Below are 16188 nucleotides of genomic sequence, written 5' to 3' on the forward strand. Positions count from 1 at the left end.
AAATGAAAAATATAAAATATATACTACTATCTGCTGTCCTTATTGGATTCACAGCATGTAATGATGAAGAAGATTTCGAAGAATTCTTAGACAATCCTACAGAAGAAGTAGTACTTCCAACCTTAACCGCTGGATCTGCAAACTTTTCTAATTATGTGTCTATAGGTAATTCATTAACTGCTGGTTATACAGACAACGCTTTATTTATAGCAGGACAACAAAACTCTATGCCTAATATGTTATCGCAAAAATTTGCGTTAGTTGGTGGTGGTGCTTTTACACAACCATTAATGGAGGATAATATTGGTGGTTTATTATTTGGAGGAATGCAAAATGTAGACGGAAGCTTTGGGCCTAGATTATATTTTAATGGTGCAGGACCTGCTGTTTTACCAGCAACTTCAACTACCGAAGCATTTGCACCTACATTAGGAAGCCATAATAATATGGGAGTTCCTGGCGCTGCAAGTTTTCATTTATTATATGATGGTTATGGAAACCCTGGAAACCTTTTAACTACTCCAGCAACAGCAAACCCTTACTATGTAAGAATAGCATCTGCTCCAAATGCAACAGTACTAGGAGATGCTTTAGCACAACAACCTACATTTGTTTCCTTATGGATTGGTAATAACGATGTATTAGGATATGCTACTTCTGGTGGCGATACTACTTTAGGAGCTATTACACCACAAGCAACTTTTGATGCTTCTATTGGCGCTATAGTTGGTGCTTTACAAACTTCTGGTGCACAAGGTGTAATGGCTAACATTCCATATGTAACAACAATACCACATTTTACAACGGTGCCTCATAATCCAGTTCCTCTAGATGCTGCTACAGCTGGAGCTGTAAATAATGCTTATGCTGCGTATAATGCAGGATTACAAGGTTTAGTAGGTATTCCTCCTGTAATGTTAACTCAAGAAGAAGCAGATAGGAGAATGATTAATTTTGTTGCAGGACAAAACGCTGTAGTAATTATGGATGAAAGCTTGTCTGACATGACTATATATAGTGCTGCATTAGTAAACATGCGTCAGGCTACTGCTGATGATTTATTAGTATTACCGAGTTCTAATTTTATTGGAACTGAAGCAGTACCAGGTAACCCACTTACAGTAAATGGTGTTGCAGTTCCTTTAGCAGACAAATGGGTTTTAACACCTGAAGAACAAGATGAAATTAAAATTGCTACAGATGCATTTAATGCAACTTTACAATCTGCTGCATCTTCTGCAGGATTTGCTTTTGTTGATGCAAATGCTTTAATGCAACAATTAGATAATGGTGGTTATCCTGAAGGTGGTTTTAATTTAACATCAAGCCTAGTTACAGGTGGTGCTTTCTCTTTAGATGGTGTACACCCAACTGCAAGAGGTTATGCTTTATTAGCTAATCAATTCATGAAAGCAATAGATACAACTTATGGTTCTAACTTTGAAGCTTCAGGTAATTTATTAGATATAGGAGAGTACCCAACAAACTATCCTACTACACTTCAATAATTTATCTTAAATTTATATAAAAAACACCTTCAAATTGAAGGTGTTTTTTTATGCTTAAAAATCTACAAATTTTGATATATTTTTTAAATTAAAACCACTATATTTGCAGCGCGAAAAACCTTATACGCATTAAAATTGCGTAAACCGTTTTTCGTATTAATAATATACCAAAACATTAAATATAAAAGTAATGTCAAAAGTTACAGGTAAAGTTGCACAAATAGTAGGTCCAGTTATCGATGTAGAATTCGCTGCTGGTGCCGAACTTCCAAAGATTTATGATTCATTAGAAATCAAAAAAGCAGATGGTTCGCTTTTAGTATTAGAAGTACAATCTCACATTGGTGAAGATACGGTACGTACTATTGCAATGGACTCATCCGATGGTTTAAGTAGAGGAACAGAAGTTAACGCTACTGGTGCTCCTATACAAATGCCTGTTGGAGATGACGTTTATGGTCGTTTATTTAATGTAATTGGAGATGCTATTGACGGTCTTGGAGATTTACCTAAAGCTGGTGAAGCTGGGTTACCAATACACAGACAAGCACCTAAATTTGAAGATTTATCAACTTCTACTGAAGTTTTATTTACAGGTATTAAAGTAATCGATTTAATTGAGCCTTATGCAAAAGGTGGTAAAATTGGTTTATTTGGTGGTGCTGGAGTAGGTAAAACAGTATTAATTCAAGAGTTGATTAACAATATTGCAAAAGGACACGGTGGACTTTCTGTATTCGCAGGAGTAGGTGAAAGAACACGTGAAGGAAACGATTTACTTCGTGAAATGTTAGAGTCTGGAATTATCAAGTATGGTGACGACTTTATGCATTCTATGGAAGAAGGTGGTTGGGATCTTCAAAAAGTGGACAAAAATATAATGAAAGAGTCTAAGGCTACTTTCGTATTCGGACAAATGAACGAACCACCTGGAGCACGTGCACGTGTTGCATTATCTGGTTTAACAATTGCTGAATATTTCCGTGATGGAGCAGGTGAAGGACAAGGGAAAGATGTACTTTTCTTCGTAGATAACATCTTCCGTTTTACACAAGCTGGTTCAGAGGTATCTGCATTATTAGGTCGTATGCCTTCTGCGGTAGGTTACCAACCAACATTAGCAACAGAAATGGGAGCAATGCAAGAACGTATTACTTCAACAAAAAGAGGATCTATTACATCGGTACAAGCGGTTTATGTACCTGCAGATGATTTAACAGATCCAGCACCAGCAACAACTTTTGCGCACTTAGATGCAACAACCGTATTATCTCGTAAAATTGCTGAGTTAGGTATTTATCCTGCTGTAGATCCTTTAGATTCTACTTCAAGAATTCTTACTGCTGATATTTTAGGAGACGAACACTATAACTGTGCACAACGTGTAAAAGAGTTATTACAACGTTATAAAGAATTACAAGATATTATTGCTATTCTTGGTATGGAAGAATTATCGGAAGAAGATAAAATGGCTGTAGGTAGAGCTAGACGTGTACAACGTTTCTTATCGCAACCTTTCCACGTAGCGGAGCAATTTACAGGTCTTAAAGGTGTTTTAGTAGATATTAAAGAAACTATTAAAGGATTCAACATGATTATGGATGGGGAGTTAGATCACTTACCAGAAGCTGCTTTTAACCTTAAAGGTACTATTGAAGAAGCTATCGAATCTGGAGAAAAAATGCTTGCAGAGGCATAAGCCGAAGCAAGTGCTGAATTTATTTCAGCATCTATTTAATATAAATTAGACTTCCGTTTTCACGGAAGCTTTTAAATAAAATTTAAAAGATGTATTTAGAAATTGTATCACCAGAAGCAACGTTATTTAAAGGAGATGTAACTAGTATTACTGTTCCTGGATTAAATGGAGAGTTTGAACTACTAAAAGATCACGCACCTATCGTTTCTCTTTTAAAAGAAGGAAATGTTAAGATTTATGGCGATATTTCTTTAGAAGAGGAAGTTCAAGATAAATTTACTAAAGGTAGTGATAAAGGAACTTGGCTAGCGATTAACTCTGGTACTTTAGAAATCAATAACAATAAAGTGATTGTGTTAGCAGACTAATATCACAAACAATGTATATAAAAAACGCTTCAGATAATCTGAAGCGTTTTTTTGTTTAAAACTCAAATCTATAATTCATCTTAAAGGCAACTCCCCAATTTTGTCGCGATATTTCTTCATTATAATTATCAGAAACTACTAAATACACATACGATAACGGTTTGTACTCCCATTGTAACCTACTATTAATATTAAAGTTATCCCTTTGCGTATTATGCTGCACATAGGTAGTCCAATTTAATCTATTGTTAAAGAAAACTTCTCCTGTAAAACGGGTTAGATGAAAAGTTTCTTTGCCTAATTGGTTTAAATCAATTGTATTCACATCATAAGACAATTCAAAATTTGCAAAAGGAAGCATCTGATAATTTAAAAATACACCTCCCGAAGTTCTTTTACCACTATAGTAATTACCTTTTTGAACATGTACACTATATCTAAGTTTTTGATTATTTGCTGAGTTATAACCTACTTTTACTAATCCAAAATTATAGGTGTCTGGTTGAAGCGCGTTTCCGTTATTTAAAGGATCAAACCCATAAGCAAGATCTATAAAATCATAATAAACATTTGCATAAATAGCAGACAGATCTTTAAAAAACAATGCTGTATTAAAGTAATGTGAAGATTGTGACAGATTTCCTTTTTCATTAAAATAACTATTGTTACTATAATTTAGAATTCTATACGAATTCAGGTTTTTAGAATTTTCATAAAATTTCTCATACTCTACTCCTACTGTACTTTGCGTATACCCTTCTCTTACAACAACATCATTAATAGCATCATAATTAGATAGCCTTGGTGTAAAACCAACATCTGTGATATAATTTTTGCCAATATTTTTTATTGCTGCATTCCAGGCTAACCCTCTTTTATTATACCAAATTCCAGCATGGTAAAAACTATTATTTTTGGAAACCTCATCATTAAAACTCTTTCCAAAATTGGCTAAACCTATCCATTTATTGTTATTCGATTTATAATTAAGGTTTAACCCTGTAACACGATTATAATCGTTTACTAACATAAAACCATCCGTTTCTTGTCTATTTACTATATATCCTGTAGTGGTAAAGTTATTGGTTAATTGTTGCTGAACAACCAATACTCCAAAGTTTTGAGAAGCAATATCATTTTCCTTATCTGTTTGCACATTTAAAACACCTAGCCTTATTTTAGGAGCTATGTTACCAGATAGTTTCAGTCCAAATTGTATATCACTATTGGCACCTATTTTTCTAGAATAAAATGGATTTACACTCTCTACTCCTAGATTAGAAAACAAATCGGAATTTTCTAAAAAGAAATTTCTTTGTTCCGGGAAATTTACTGCAAATCGGGTTAGGTTGGTTACTTGTTGATCTACATCTATTTGAGAAAAATCTGGATGTATTGTAGCATCTAGTTTTAAAGAAGAGGTTACATTGTATTGCGCATCTAAACTTGGCTTAAAGGTTGTTTCATCTTCTTTTGCAATCACATCATTTTGATAATTTGCAGTGATAGATGGTGTAACTGTAAAACGAGATGCGGCCTTATTTGGAAGGTTTTCAACCATAAATTTTTCGGTGAATCGTAAATCTAAATTCGCGAAGTTGCGTTTCACATTCTTAAAAATAGTCCAAGAATTATTTTTTATATCTCTTACATAAAACTGAATACCAAAAGTTGCATTGTCTTTATTAAAATTTAAGGATTTTAACGGAATAGCAATTTCATACTGCTTGTTACTGCCTACTAATTTTACTTTTGCTTGCCAAACGGTATTCCAGCTAAAACTTAAATTATAACCGCTATTACTTCTACCAACTAAACCATCTGTTTGGTTGCCTAAAGCATTCACTGCAAAAAAGTAACCGTTTTGCTCTTGGTTTTGTGTATCTAAAACCATAACAAAAGCATCACTATAAGCTATAGACACGTCCCGCTTTAAAGTGCTTACTTGACTTCTATAAGTACTATCCTTGTAAATAGCACGCACAAATAAATGCTCTCCATTATGAAATAGTTTTACAGAGGTTTGGTTTTCTGCTAAACCAATATCAGTAGGTAAATAGTTATAAAAACCGGTATGTTCTGGTAATTCTTGCCAAACAGATTCATAAAATGTACCATCTATATCTATTTTAGCGTCTTTGTATTGTATCGTAAATTCTTGAGCAGAAACACGAAACCCAACGGTTAGGAATAGTAAAATGAAAATATGTTTCATATTAATCCTTCTTTGAACTATAAAATCGTTCTAAAATTTTTGATTCATAATTCCCATGATTATCCCCTCTTTCCATTGTTCCATATCGTATTGCATTAGGAAACATAAAAACATCATTTATAAAATCAGATATATGAGAAAAGCTAATTCGTTTAACAGCTTCATTAATATCTAACCATAAAACTTCTTCTATAATTTCTGGTAATAATACATCTATAGCATCTGTTTTCATTACAAAAATATTTCTTGTGGAATAATGGTTTTTAGATCGTGTTTTAAGTCCATACATTCCTCGTAACTTAATATCAAACACTTTAATACCATAAGTAGATGCAATACTATCTATGCCTTGATTTATCGTTTGTTTACTATTTTGATAGAGCCCTGGTGTTACCCAAATATCTTTGTTTTTAATTTTTACAACCAACAACTTATTCTCTTTATTAAGAATAAGCATTCTATGAAAAGTGGTTACTTTACTTTCTTGCGCCTTTACAGTTATACATATAAAGGCAAGGGATAAGACTAATAGTGCTTTTTTCATTATCCTGATTTTTAATTACTGTCTACTCTAGTTGCAGTTTTACTTATAATCTTCCATTCCTCATCAAATTTCTTAAGCAAGAATAAATCGATATAAACCCATTTTCTTTCTGGGCCTGCAATTTCAACCTTAGCGGTTGCTATATCTTTTACTACTTCTATTGCCAAAACTTTTGCATCGCGTCCATTAAAAGTGCCATTTTCAGCATCCTTAAAAAAAGCGGCATATTCTTTAGGTGTATACAATTTAAAACCATCTTTTCCAGTTAAATACAAAGTAGCATTTTCTGTAAACGCATCTTCTAATAGTTCTGGCTTGTTATACGAACTGCCTTCCATATAGTTTTGAAGTGTTTTTTCTACATTAGCACATGCCGATTGTGCTATAGCATATTGAAATGTGAATACTGCAGTAAATAATAAAATGTAATTTTTCATGATGAATTTTTTTATGTGTTTGATTGAAATACAAACATCAGAAAACGATTCAAAAATGTCGTGTTAGGTTATAATGGAATTGTCCAGAATTATAAATTTGGATAAAATACTACGAAAATTGTTTTTTAAATTCGGCTGGAGTTTGCCCAATAATTTTCTTGAAAGTAGCGTAAAATGTAGATTTCGAAGAGAATCCAGCTTCAAAGCCAATAGCCTCTAAAGTGAATTGGTTATTTTCTAATAATAAACGTTTTGCTTCTTCTGTTCTAAACGTATTAATATATTGTGCGAAGGATTTACCAAGGTTATCATTTAATAATTGAGATAAATAGTGCTTAGAAATGTTTAATTCGTCGGCTAAATCCTTCAGTTTTACATCTGGATTTTTAAACAATTCTTTCCTTTGCATTAATGAAGTTAATTGCTGAGTTAATTTTTCTGCTTCCGTTTTATCTATCTTTTTTGCAGCATACTTTTCCGGAATATCTTGAAACACACTTTCTCTATTCTTTTTGAATAATAATAAAATTAACAATACATAAAACACTACCGAAAAAGTAATGGTTCCTATTAAATAGAGATAGAAATAACCAATTATATATGCAGCATAAATTAATATGTTTCCTATAAAAACAGCAACTAACCAGATTTCGGATGTGGTGCATTTTGTGTTTTTACTAATAATTTTCTTAAAAATATCTTTTAAAAGGAATGCTGAAAGCAACAAGTATATTCCCCAAACTGCATAAATAAAATGAATAAAATAATGATTCCAAAAATCTACATAAAGTTTATATGGCTTTATAATTCCTACTAACAAAACAATGAAAACGAGAATACTATAGTGTATTTTCCAGGACTTCGGAATTGTTTTTCTATTATCGACTGAAGATTTTAAATAATAAAACAAAGAAATTCCTATTAAAAAACAAGCTGATAAACCAATTTGAGAGAGTAACAAATCACGATGTTCTCTTGCTGTAAATAATATATATACAGACTTACCAATTCTAAGACTAAGCATCAAAAGTAATAGTCCAAAGAATCGATTTTGAACACGTTTTTGTTTGCTAAAAAAAAGAAAATAAGAGCTGGCAATAAAACCATTGAAAACACCTATAGAGCATATAAAAAACAGTAAAGGATTATCAAAAGACATAATTCTACACCTTTTTAATCACATTGGTAACGATTCCCCAAATAACAAAATCGTTCTCATCTGTAATTCTAATCATAGGGTAATTGGGGTTTTCTGGTTGCAACCAAAGCCCTTCTGTATCTACTTTTAAGCGTTTTACGGTAAACTCACCATCTAAAAAACATACTGCAATTTTATTGTGTGCAGGTTCTATACTTCTATCTATTACTAATAAATCTTTATCGTCTAATCCTGCTCCAATCATAGATTGCCCACTTACTTTTGCAAAAAAAGTAGCTTCTTTATTTTTTATAAGCTCACGATCTAAACTTATTCTTTGCTCTTTAAAATCTTCGGCTGGAGAAGGAAATCCTGCAGATATTCCTGTATCAAAAAATCTAGCGCCAGAATTTTCTAAAAGTTCTGGTGTAAAAAACGTGAGGGCTTCCGATTTATGTAGTAGCATTGGATTTTTATTTTATTTCTTAAATATACACATTAAAAAGATTTTTTGTCTTTACAAGAATACATTATTTCACTTTTATAATATCATTAATGTTCGTAGTATATTTTGGGGTTAATCGTTCTTGGCGCATTTTCCAAGTACGTTTTAAATCTTGATTGCCCAATTTTATCTTATAACTACCATATTTACTATTGACACCATCTATAGCTCGCATTAAATATTTATGCTTTGGATTTTCGTGTTCAAATAAATGTAATTGGTAATTATCTATTGGTACTAATCCTGAAACAATAACGCCTGCCCTTTTGTATTTAATGCCTTTTTTAAAAATAGAGGTTACCGCAATTACCGCTTGGGTACTAATAATTAAAGAGGAATTTGTTGGGTAAGGAAGACTTACCATACGACTTACTCGATGTTGTTCTGCATCTTTTTTATGTCTATCACTACTTAATTGTACAATAATAACATGACAGCTAGAACCTTGTTTTCGTAGTTTTTCGGCACAACTGGTTGCAAAAGTAGAAATGCGTTCTTTAATATTATCTAAATCCGAATATGTATATTCAAAACTACGTGTAGTAGCTATCATTTTCTTAGTGGTACTATTTTCTTCTAATTGCAGTGTTGGCATTCCTTCTAAATCGCGTTTTAAACGAGACTCAATTACAGAAAAATTACGTTTCACCCAAGCATCTGGTAGTTGTGTAAAATCGTAAGCAGTATTACATCCTTTGTCTTTTAAACGTTTGCTTAATTTTCTGCCAATGCCCCAAACATCCTTTATTTTAGTCCATTTTAATGCTTTTATTCGTTTTTCTTCGGTATCTATAACATAAGTACCTTTGGTTTCTTTTGGATATTTTCTAGCAATCTTATTCGCAACCTTACTTAAAGCTTTAGTTGGTGCAATACCAACTGAAGTTGGTATACCTGTCCATTTTAAAATGCGTTTTCGTATTTGTAATCCATAACTATGAAAATCATAATTTTCAAAACCTTTAAATTCTAAAAAGGATTCGTCAATACTATACACCTCAACATCTGGAGTAAACTGTTTTAGTATTTCCATAACGCGCGAACTCATATCGCCATACAAAGAATAGTTAGAAGAAAGCACGTGAATATGGTTGGCCTTACAGAAAGCTTCCCATTTAAAAATAGGCGCTCCCATTGGTAAGTCCAACGCTTTAGCTTCGTCACTTCGTGAGATAACACAACCATCGTTATTACTTAGAATAGCGACTGGTTTTCCTTGTAAATTAGGGTTAAAAACACGTTCGCAAGAAGCATAGAAATTATTACAATCTACTAGTGCAAACATAGTTTACAAAGATAGAGGAAAAGGGCTTTTCTTTTATCTGAAGAAAAAAATCTTATTAACTAAAATTAAAAAAACCACTCTTTAAATAATTATATTTGAAACAATGAAAGAAAATATTCTTTGCGTCTCAGAATCTCCTAAACCTTTATGGGAAACCATTATTGCTGCATTCGCTTTTACAGCTGCTTTTGGTATTATTGTAGCCTCTTTATTATATAAGTTTTTCAACTTAAGCAATTTTAAAGCGGTTGGCGCCATGACAGAAGGTGTTATTTATTTAGTAGGAATTGGCGTAGGATTTAGTAGATACAAAAAAATATATGTAGATTTAAAAAACTCTAAGTTTAGAGCAACTACAGAAGTTGGCCCCATTAAAAATTACGAATACGTTTCCATTTTCCTGCAATTATTAGCAGATGGAAGCTATATTTTTGAAGTAAATTTATGGTATAATAAAAACAAACATTTTAAACTCTACGAAAAAAACAACTTCGAAGATGCACTTGCAGTTGCTTATGATTTATCGGAAGAATTAAACATCGATTTACTAGACGCTACTATTGCAAACGATTATAAATGGATTGATAAAGAAGCTTTAAAACAAAAGGCTGTATAAATAGAAAAACGTAACTTTAATAACACATTTACTAACTAAAAAATTCCCAATTTAGTGGGGAAATTATGAGCGACACCTTTAAAACTATAGCAAAGTTTCAATATTCTACCGAAGCGCAAATAATAAAAGGGCGTTTAGAGTCGGAAGGTATTCCTGTGTTTTTAAGTGATAATTTTACCATAGACACAGATCCTTTGGTTAGCAACGCAATTGGAGGAGTAAAATTAAAAGTATATGTCGAAGATGCGCTTAAAGCACAACATATTCTAGACACTATAGAAAAATATTCGGTAGACGATGAAGGCAATGCCATTACATGCGCAAACTGTAATAGCAAACATGTAGCTATGTTTTCTACTATTACCGATTTTAAATCTTTTTTTTCATTTGTAGTAGGTTTTATTTCTGGTACACTTCCGTTTTACGCAAAAGAAAAATACCGATGCGAAACCTGCCATACAGAATTTGATATTAAATAATAAACGAAACATACCTTATTATGCATTACATTATTAAAGTCTTTACCTTATTGATATTATCGAGTAGTTTTTCTGCTACCGCACAACAAGACCCTGAGATTTTCGAAAAATTTACATCTAAATTCTACACCATTGATGGGTATAAAATTAATGTGGAAGTTTTAGGTTCTGGAGATCCTATTTTCTTTCTTCCAGGAGGTCCTGGGAATTCTCATGATTATATGCAAGGTAATTTTGGGCACTATTACAAAACCAATACAGTGGTGTTTTTCGACTGGCTAGGTCGCGGTAAAAGTGATGATGCAAAAAATACTTCCGAATATTCGGTAGAAGCAGATGTAGCACTAATAGAAAAGCTTCGTAAACTATTAAATTTCGATAAAATCTCCCTTGTTGGACATTCTTATGGAACCGTTCCTGCGCAAGCATACGCTATAAAATACAAAGACCATGTAGACAAAATGGTATTGATAAACGGTTTTCATTCTGGCGCCATGTGGCAAGCAAATTGTGATAGCTACAACCATTATGCAAAAACACATTTTCCTGAAAAATGGAAACAAGTAGACTCCCTTCGTGCTTTAGGATATATCTCTAGTCAAGAACCTTTAAAAACGGTGTATGGCAACTTTCCTACCAAATACATTTATTATCACAATACTAGCTTGAAACAAAATGCACCAAAAGAAAAGTATAGAGGCTGGGCAAATGCCGTGTATACCACAATTATTGGTAGAGATGGCGATTTTGATGTTTCGGGTAGCATGATTAATCAAGATTACAGACAACAATTAAAAGATGTAAAAGCAAAAACGCTAATTGTTGCTGGACGTTATGATGGAGTTTCTACACCAGAATTTGCTGTACAATACAAAACTTTTATGCCACAAGCACAATTTGAAATGTTTGAACAAAGTGGTCATAATCCGTATTTAGAAGAACCTGAAAAATTCTATTCTATATTAGATACCTTTTTAAAAGAATAAAGTTATTTACTGTAATACTTCTTCAAAAGATTGTTTTAATAAAGTAACAACATCTTCTATTTCTGTTTCGTTTAAATGCCCAAAACCAAAACGAATTGCACAAGTGTTTTTATCTTGAAACAATATAGTTTTTGGTAAAAATAGATTGTTATTTTTTGCTTTTTCGGCAAGTTGTATAAGAGATATACTAGGCACAAAACACAACCAAACCGCTAATCCACCTGCAGGAACTTGCCAAGTTGCATATGCTTTAAAGTGCTTGTGTAAACAAGCGCATAAATAATCCCGTCTTTGCTTATATACGGTAATATTCTTTTTTATTAGTCGATGTATTTCACCTTCCTCAATAAGCTCAGTGAGTATTTGTTTCTGAATTAAATCTCCTTGCTTATCTAATATTTGCAAATAGTTTTTGGCTTCGTTAATAATATTTTCTGGAGCAACTACAAATCCTATTTGAAAACTAGGAAAAAAAGACTGCCCTAACCTACCTAAGTAAATAACAACACCTTGACCATCTGCACTTGCCATAGGCACCATTGCAGAACCATCCAATTGAAAATCGTAATCAAAATCGTCTTCTATTATCGCAAATTGATATGCTTTTGCTAATTGTAATAATTGCAATCGCCTTTCGGCAGTAAGGGTTACTGCAGTTGGATATTGTCTATGTGCACAAACATACACGCAACGAATACTCTTTTTGGTAAAATTCTTTTCAATAAAATCGACATCTATACCATAAGCATCTACAGGAATGGTTTTCAAATTTGCTCCTGCTTGCTGAAAAATCATATTCGATTTATAATGGCTTAATTCGCCAACTAGAACCACATCATTTTTTTGAATTAAAAGCTGCGATACAATATATAAACTCATTTCGGTACTTCGTGTGCTTACAATATTATTTGGTTTTATATGAAACCCACGTGTGGCATTTAAATAATTACATAATTGTTTACTAAAAGTAGTATCCGATTGGTCTTGAGTTTGATTCCATTTTGAAATTAAAGAAGCTCGTTTCATCGAGGCACTATACCATCGTGAAAATTGATGTATAGGATGTAATCTTAAATCGGGTTTCCCATCATTTATCACATACTTCTGTATAGAAAATTCTTCAGTAGATGCTAAATGAAAAGAGGATTGAAACGGAAATCCTGCAGTTTTGGGGTATGCATTTAAATTTTCTAAACTTTGTAATGTGCCTTTAATTGCTACTGTTTTCTTTTCTGGCATTAACACAAACGTTCCTTTATTTGCTAGAATTGCAACCCAACCTTGCGATGCTAACTCTTCATATACTGCAACAGCTGTATTTCTGTTTATAGAAAATAATGCACTAAATTTCCTAGTTCCTGGTAATACAGTGCCTTCTGGCAAATAGCCACGTTGTATCGCATTAATCATTTGTTGTGCAATTTGAATATATATAGAAGTACTTAGCGACTTATCTATAGATATTAACGATTTTAACATGGCATGAACCGGACTACTCATATTTTTAAAACTGGACTAGTTTAATGATCCGGAAAGTTACTAATTTTGCAGCGTTAAAAATCACGAATATTTTTTATTATGAAATTATACCATATACTGGTTTTACTTGTTCTTTTTTCTACAACATCTCAAGCACAAAATTTAGAAAACGAACAGCAATTAGATTCTGTAATTATTACTTCTACACGAATTGATTTACCTTTTAAAGAAAATTCTAGAACGATAACCGTAATCTCCCAAGAAGACATTAAAAAAAGTGCAACTACTAATGTTGCCGATTTATTACAACAAGTCGCTGGAGTAGATATTAGACGTCGTGGAACAGCTGGTATGCAAGCCGATTTATATATTCGTGGTGGTGGTTTCGATCAAACTTTATTACTTATTGATGGCATAAAAATGGACGATGCACAAACGGGACATCACACCATGAACATGGCTTTACCTATGGAAGTTATAGAGCGTATCGAAATTATTAAAGGTCCTGCCGCCAGAATTTTTGGGCAAAATGCATTTACAGGAGCTATAAATATAGTAACTAAAAAAAATACCGAAAATAGCGTTTCTTTAAATGCACAAGCAGGTTCTTTTGGGCAACTTAATGGTTCGGTGATGGTTGGAAGTACCCTTAAAAATTCTTCCCATATTATTCAGGTTTCCCGAATTACTTCCGATGGTTATAGATATAATACCGATTATGATAATCAGAATTATTTCATTAAAAGTAGCTTCAACACCAGCAAAACACCAATAGACTTGATAGCTTCTTTTCAAGAAAGAAAATTTGGTGCAAATGGTTTTTATGCTAGCCCATCAGCCATTAATCAATACGAAGAAACTCAGGCAAGTTTAATTGGTATTTCTTCCGAAATCAAAAAAGAAAAACTAACACTTAAACCAAAATTATACTGGAAACGAAACCAAGATATGTATGTTTTTGTAAGACAAGACCCTTCCATTTACAGAAATTTACACCAAACCAATAAAATTGGAGCTGCAATAGATGCTTCGTATACATCTAAAATTGGAGTCACTGGTTTTGGGGTAGATGTAGCAAAAGTGTATTTATCTAGTAATAATTTAGGCGCTAGAAATCGTTTTATGACTACTATGTTTTTAGAACATCGTTTTTTATTAGCTAATAATAAATTAGATATTACGCCTGGAGTTGCTATAAATTATTTTTCCGATTTTAAATTCCACGCCTTTCCTGGTTTAGATATTGGATACAAGATTAATAATGATTTAAAAATCTATGGAAACATTGGTTACACTTACAGAATACCAACATATACCGATTTATTTTATAGCGATCCTACCACTTTAGGAAACGAAGATTTAGATCCTGAAGAAGCAATAGCAGAAGAAATAGGAATAAAATACCGCAACGGAAACTTTAATATTTCTTTTGCTGCCTTTAATAGAGATTCTAAAAAACTAATAGACTTTGTAAAAGAAAATGAGAGCGATTTATGGCAAGCAACAAACATTAGAGATTTAAACACTCAAGGTATAGAGCTTAACGCTTCCTATGGTTTCAAGCTTGGAGATTTTAAACAAGCAATCACAACAGGGTATACCTTTTTAGAAGACGATTTAAAAGCTGTGTCCAGTAATTTTTCTAGATACTCCATTAACTCGTTAAAACATCATGCAACTGCAAGTTTACAAACACAATTTATAAAAAATCTATCGCAAAGCATTATTTATAAATACGCCGAAAGAACTTCTGGTGCAAGTTATGCGGTTATCGATGCAAGTGTACAATACACAATAAAAAATGCTTTTGAAATTTCTATACTAGCAAATAATATTTTCAATACCGAATACACGGAAACGAACTTAGTGCCAATGCCAAAAGGAAATGTACTATTTGGTATAAAATATCATTTTAAATAAAAATCTCACGAAATACTAAAAACGGCATCTAGAATAAGAGGATTCTAGATGCCGTTTTTTTATTAGCACAACCAATATTGGTTTAACGCTTTTGTTTGCTTAGGTTTTAGTAACTTTGGGCTTTTAAATCTTTTGTATTGAAACTCCATCTTCAAGATATTCCTAGAGTAAAAAACATTACGAAAAAGGAATTTTTAACCAACTACTACAAACCACAAAAACCTGTGGTAATAGAGCGTTGTATAGAAGATTGGCCTGCATTTAACAAATGGAATTTAGACTACATGAAACAGGTTGCTGGCGACAAAATAGTACCGCTTTACGATGACAGACCTGTGCATTATAAAGACGGTTTTAATCAAGCACATGCCACTATGAAAATGCAGGATTATGTCGATTTACTAAAAAGCGAACCAACAAAATACAGGATTTTTCTTTGGAATATTTTAAAAGAAGTACCACAGCTTCAAAAAGATTTTCGCTTTCCCGATCTAGGTTTAAAATTCATGAAAGGATTACCAATGCTTTTTTTTGGCGGAAAAGATTCGCATACATTTATGCATTACGATATCGATTTGGCTAATATTTTTCACTTTCATTTTGAAGGGACAAAACAAATTATTTTGTTTGACCAAAAACAGAGTAAATATTTATATAAAATTCCGCATTCTTTAATCGTAAGAGAAGATATCGATTTTTCTAATCCAGACTTTAAAAAATGGCCCGCTTTACAACATGCCAAAGGCCATAGTACCAATTTAAAACATGGTGAAGTTTTATATATGCCAGAAGGCTATTGGCATTACATGAAATATAAAACACCAGGTTTTTCCATGAGTTTACGATCTATTTCTAAAAACCCTAGAAACGTAGCAAAAGCAATATATAACATTATAATTATGCGTCATTTTGATAATATGATGCGAAAAATAAAAGGGCAAAACTGGATAGATTACAAAAACAAACAAGCAATACTTAGAACTAATCAAAAAAATAGCTAATTTTGCAT

15 protein-coding genes are annotated in these 16188 nt (G+C 32.4%); 8 read left to right on the forward strand and 7 right to left on the reverse strand.

The features are described 5' to 3' along the window. Positions 1 to 2: 2 nt before the first annotated feature. The 3 genes from Q4512_RS01995 (at position 3) to Q4512_RS02005 (ending at position 3575) form a co-directional block, all read left to right on the forward strand. Positions 3 to 1508 carry a G-D-S-L family lipolytic protein gene (locus Q4512_RS01995; RefSeq protein ID WP_303421074.1) on the forward strand — a complete coding sequence of 502 codons (1506 nt, stop codon included), beginning with the start codon at positions 3 to 5 and terminating at the stop codon, positions 1506 to 1508. 190 nt (positions 1509 to 1698) lie between these two features. Continuing rightward, positions 1699 to 3207, forward strand: a complete 1509-nt coding sequence (gene atpD, locus Q4512_RS02000) for a F0F1 ATP synthase subunit beta (protein ID WP_303421076.1) — start codon at positions 1699 to 1701, stop codon at positions 3205 to 3207. Between the two features lie 89 nt (positions 3208 to 3296). Further along, complete coding sequence (locus tag Q4512_RS02005; protein ID WP_303421078.1) at positions 3297 to 3575, forward strand: F0F1 ATP synthase subunit epsilon; 279 nt, start codon at positions 3297 to 3299, stop codon at positions 3573 to 3575. A 55-nt stretch (positions 3576 to 3630) separates the two neighbouring features. Here the strand turns inward: Q4512_RS02005 and Q4512_RS02010 are convergent, their stop codons facing one another. The 6 genes from Q4512_RS02010 to Q4512_RS02035 form a co-directional block, all read right to left on the reverse strand. Continuing rightward, positions 3631 to 5790: a DUF5916 domain-containing protein gene (locus Q4512_RS02010; protein ID WP_303421080.1), complete on the reverse strand. Its 2160-nt coding sequence runs from the start codon at positions 5788 to 5790 to the stop codon at positions 3631 to 3633. A 1-nt stretch (position 5791) separates the two neighbouring features. Next, positions 5792 to 6334: a hypothetical protein gene (locus Q4512_RS02015; protein WP_303421082.1), complete on the reverse strand. Its 543-nt coding sequence runs from the start codon at positions 6332 to 6334 to the stop codon at positions 5792 to 5794. An 11-nt stretch (positions 6335 to 6345) separates the two neighbouring features. Then, positions 6346 to 6771, reverse strand: a complete 426-nt coding sequence (locus Q4512_RS02020; RefSeq protein ID WP_303421084.1) for a nuclear transport factor 2 family protein — start codon at positions 6769 to 6771, stop codon at positions 6346 to 6348. A 109-nt stretch (positions 6772 to 6880) separates the two neighbouring features. Continuing rightward, positions 6881 to 7930: an AraC family transcriptional regulator gene (locus Q4512_RS02025; protein WP_303421086.1), complete on the reverse strand. Its 1050-nt coding sequence runs from the start codon at positions 7928 to 7930 to the stop codon at positions 6881 to 6883. A gap of 4 nt (positions 7931 to 7934) precedes the next feature. Next, positions 7935 to 8375, reverse strand: coding sequence for a LexA family transcriptional regulator (locus Q4512_RS02030; RefSeq protein WP_303421088.1), 441 nt, complete (start codon positions 8373 to 8375; stop codon positions 7935 to 7937). Between the two features lie 64 nt (positions 8376 to 8439). Continuing rightward, positions 8440 to 9699 carry a Y-family DNA polymerase gene (locus Q4512_RS02035; RefSeq protein WP_303421090.1) on the reverse strand — a complete coding sequence of 420 codons (1260 nt, stop codon included), beginning with the start codon at positions 9697 to 9699 and terminating at the stop codon, positions 8440 to 8442. A gap of 103 nt (positions 9700 to 9802) precedes the next feature. Here Q4512_RS02035 and Q4512_RS02040 point away from each other — a divergent pair, with 103 nt between their 5' ends. The 3 genes from Q4512_RS02040 (at position 9803) to Q4512_RS02050 (ending at position 11780) form a co-directional block, all read left to right on the forward strand. Next, the gene (locus tag Q4512_RS02040) at positions 9803 to 10315 is read left to right on the forward strand and encodes a hypothetical protein (RefSeq protein WP_303421092.1); all 513 of its coding nucleotides are present in this window, start codon (positions 9803 to 9805) and stop codon (positions 10313 to 10315) included. A gap of 65 nt (positions 10316 to 10380) precedes the next feature. Further along, positions 10381 to 10794, forward strand: a complete 414-nt coding sequence (locus Q4512_RS02045) for a putative signal transducing protein (RefSeq protein WP_303421094.1) — start codon at positions 10381 to 10383, stop codon at positions 10792 to 10794. A gap of 20 nt (positions 10795 to 10814) precedes the next feature. Beyond that, positions 10815 to 11780, forward strand: coding sequence for an alpha/beta fold hydrolase (locus tag Q4512_RS02050; RefSeq protein ID WP_303421096.1), 966 nt, complete (start codon positions 10815 to 10817; stop codon positions 11778 to 11780). 6 nt (positions 11781 to 11786) lie between these two features. Here Q4512_RS02050 and Q4512_RS02055 read toward each other — a convergent pair whose 3' ends face one another. Continuing rightward, the gene (locus Q4512_RS02055; RefSeq protein ID WP_303421098.1) at positions 11787 to 13280 is read right to left on the reverse strand and encodes a PLP-dependent aminotransferase family protein; all 1494 of its coding nucleotides are present in this window, start codon (positions 13278 to 13280) and stop codon (positions 11787 to 11789) included. A gap of 78 nt (positions 13281 to 13358) precedes the next feature. On the opposite strand from Q4512_RS02055, the gene Q4512_RS02060 reads away from it, so the two are divergent. Next, positions 13359 to 15179, forward strand: coding sequence for a TonB-dependent receptor (locus tag Q4512_RS02060; RefSeq protein WP_303421100.1), 1821 nt, complete (start codon positions 13359 to 13361; stop codon positions 15177 to 15179). A gap of 137 nt (positions 15180 to 15316) precedes the next feature. Next, complete coding sequence (locus Q4512_RS02065) at positions 15317 to 16180, forward strand: cupin-like domain-containing protein (RefSeq protein ID WP_303421102.1); 864 nt, start codon at positions 15317 to 15319, stop codon at positions 16178 to 16180. Positions 16181 to 16188 lie beyond the last annotated feature (8 nt).

The organism is Oceanihabitans sp. 2_MG-2023 (genome assembly GCF_030547245.1).
In the GTDB taxonomy this organism is placed as follows: domain Bacteria; phylum Bacteroidota; class Bacteroidia; order Flavobacteriales; family Flavobacteriaceae; genus Oceanihabitans.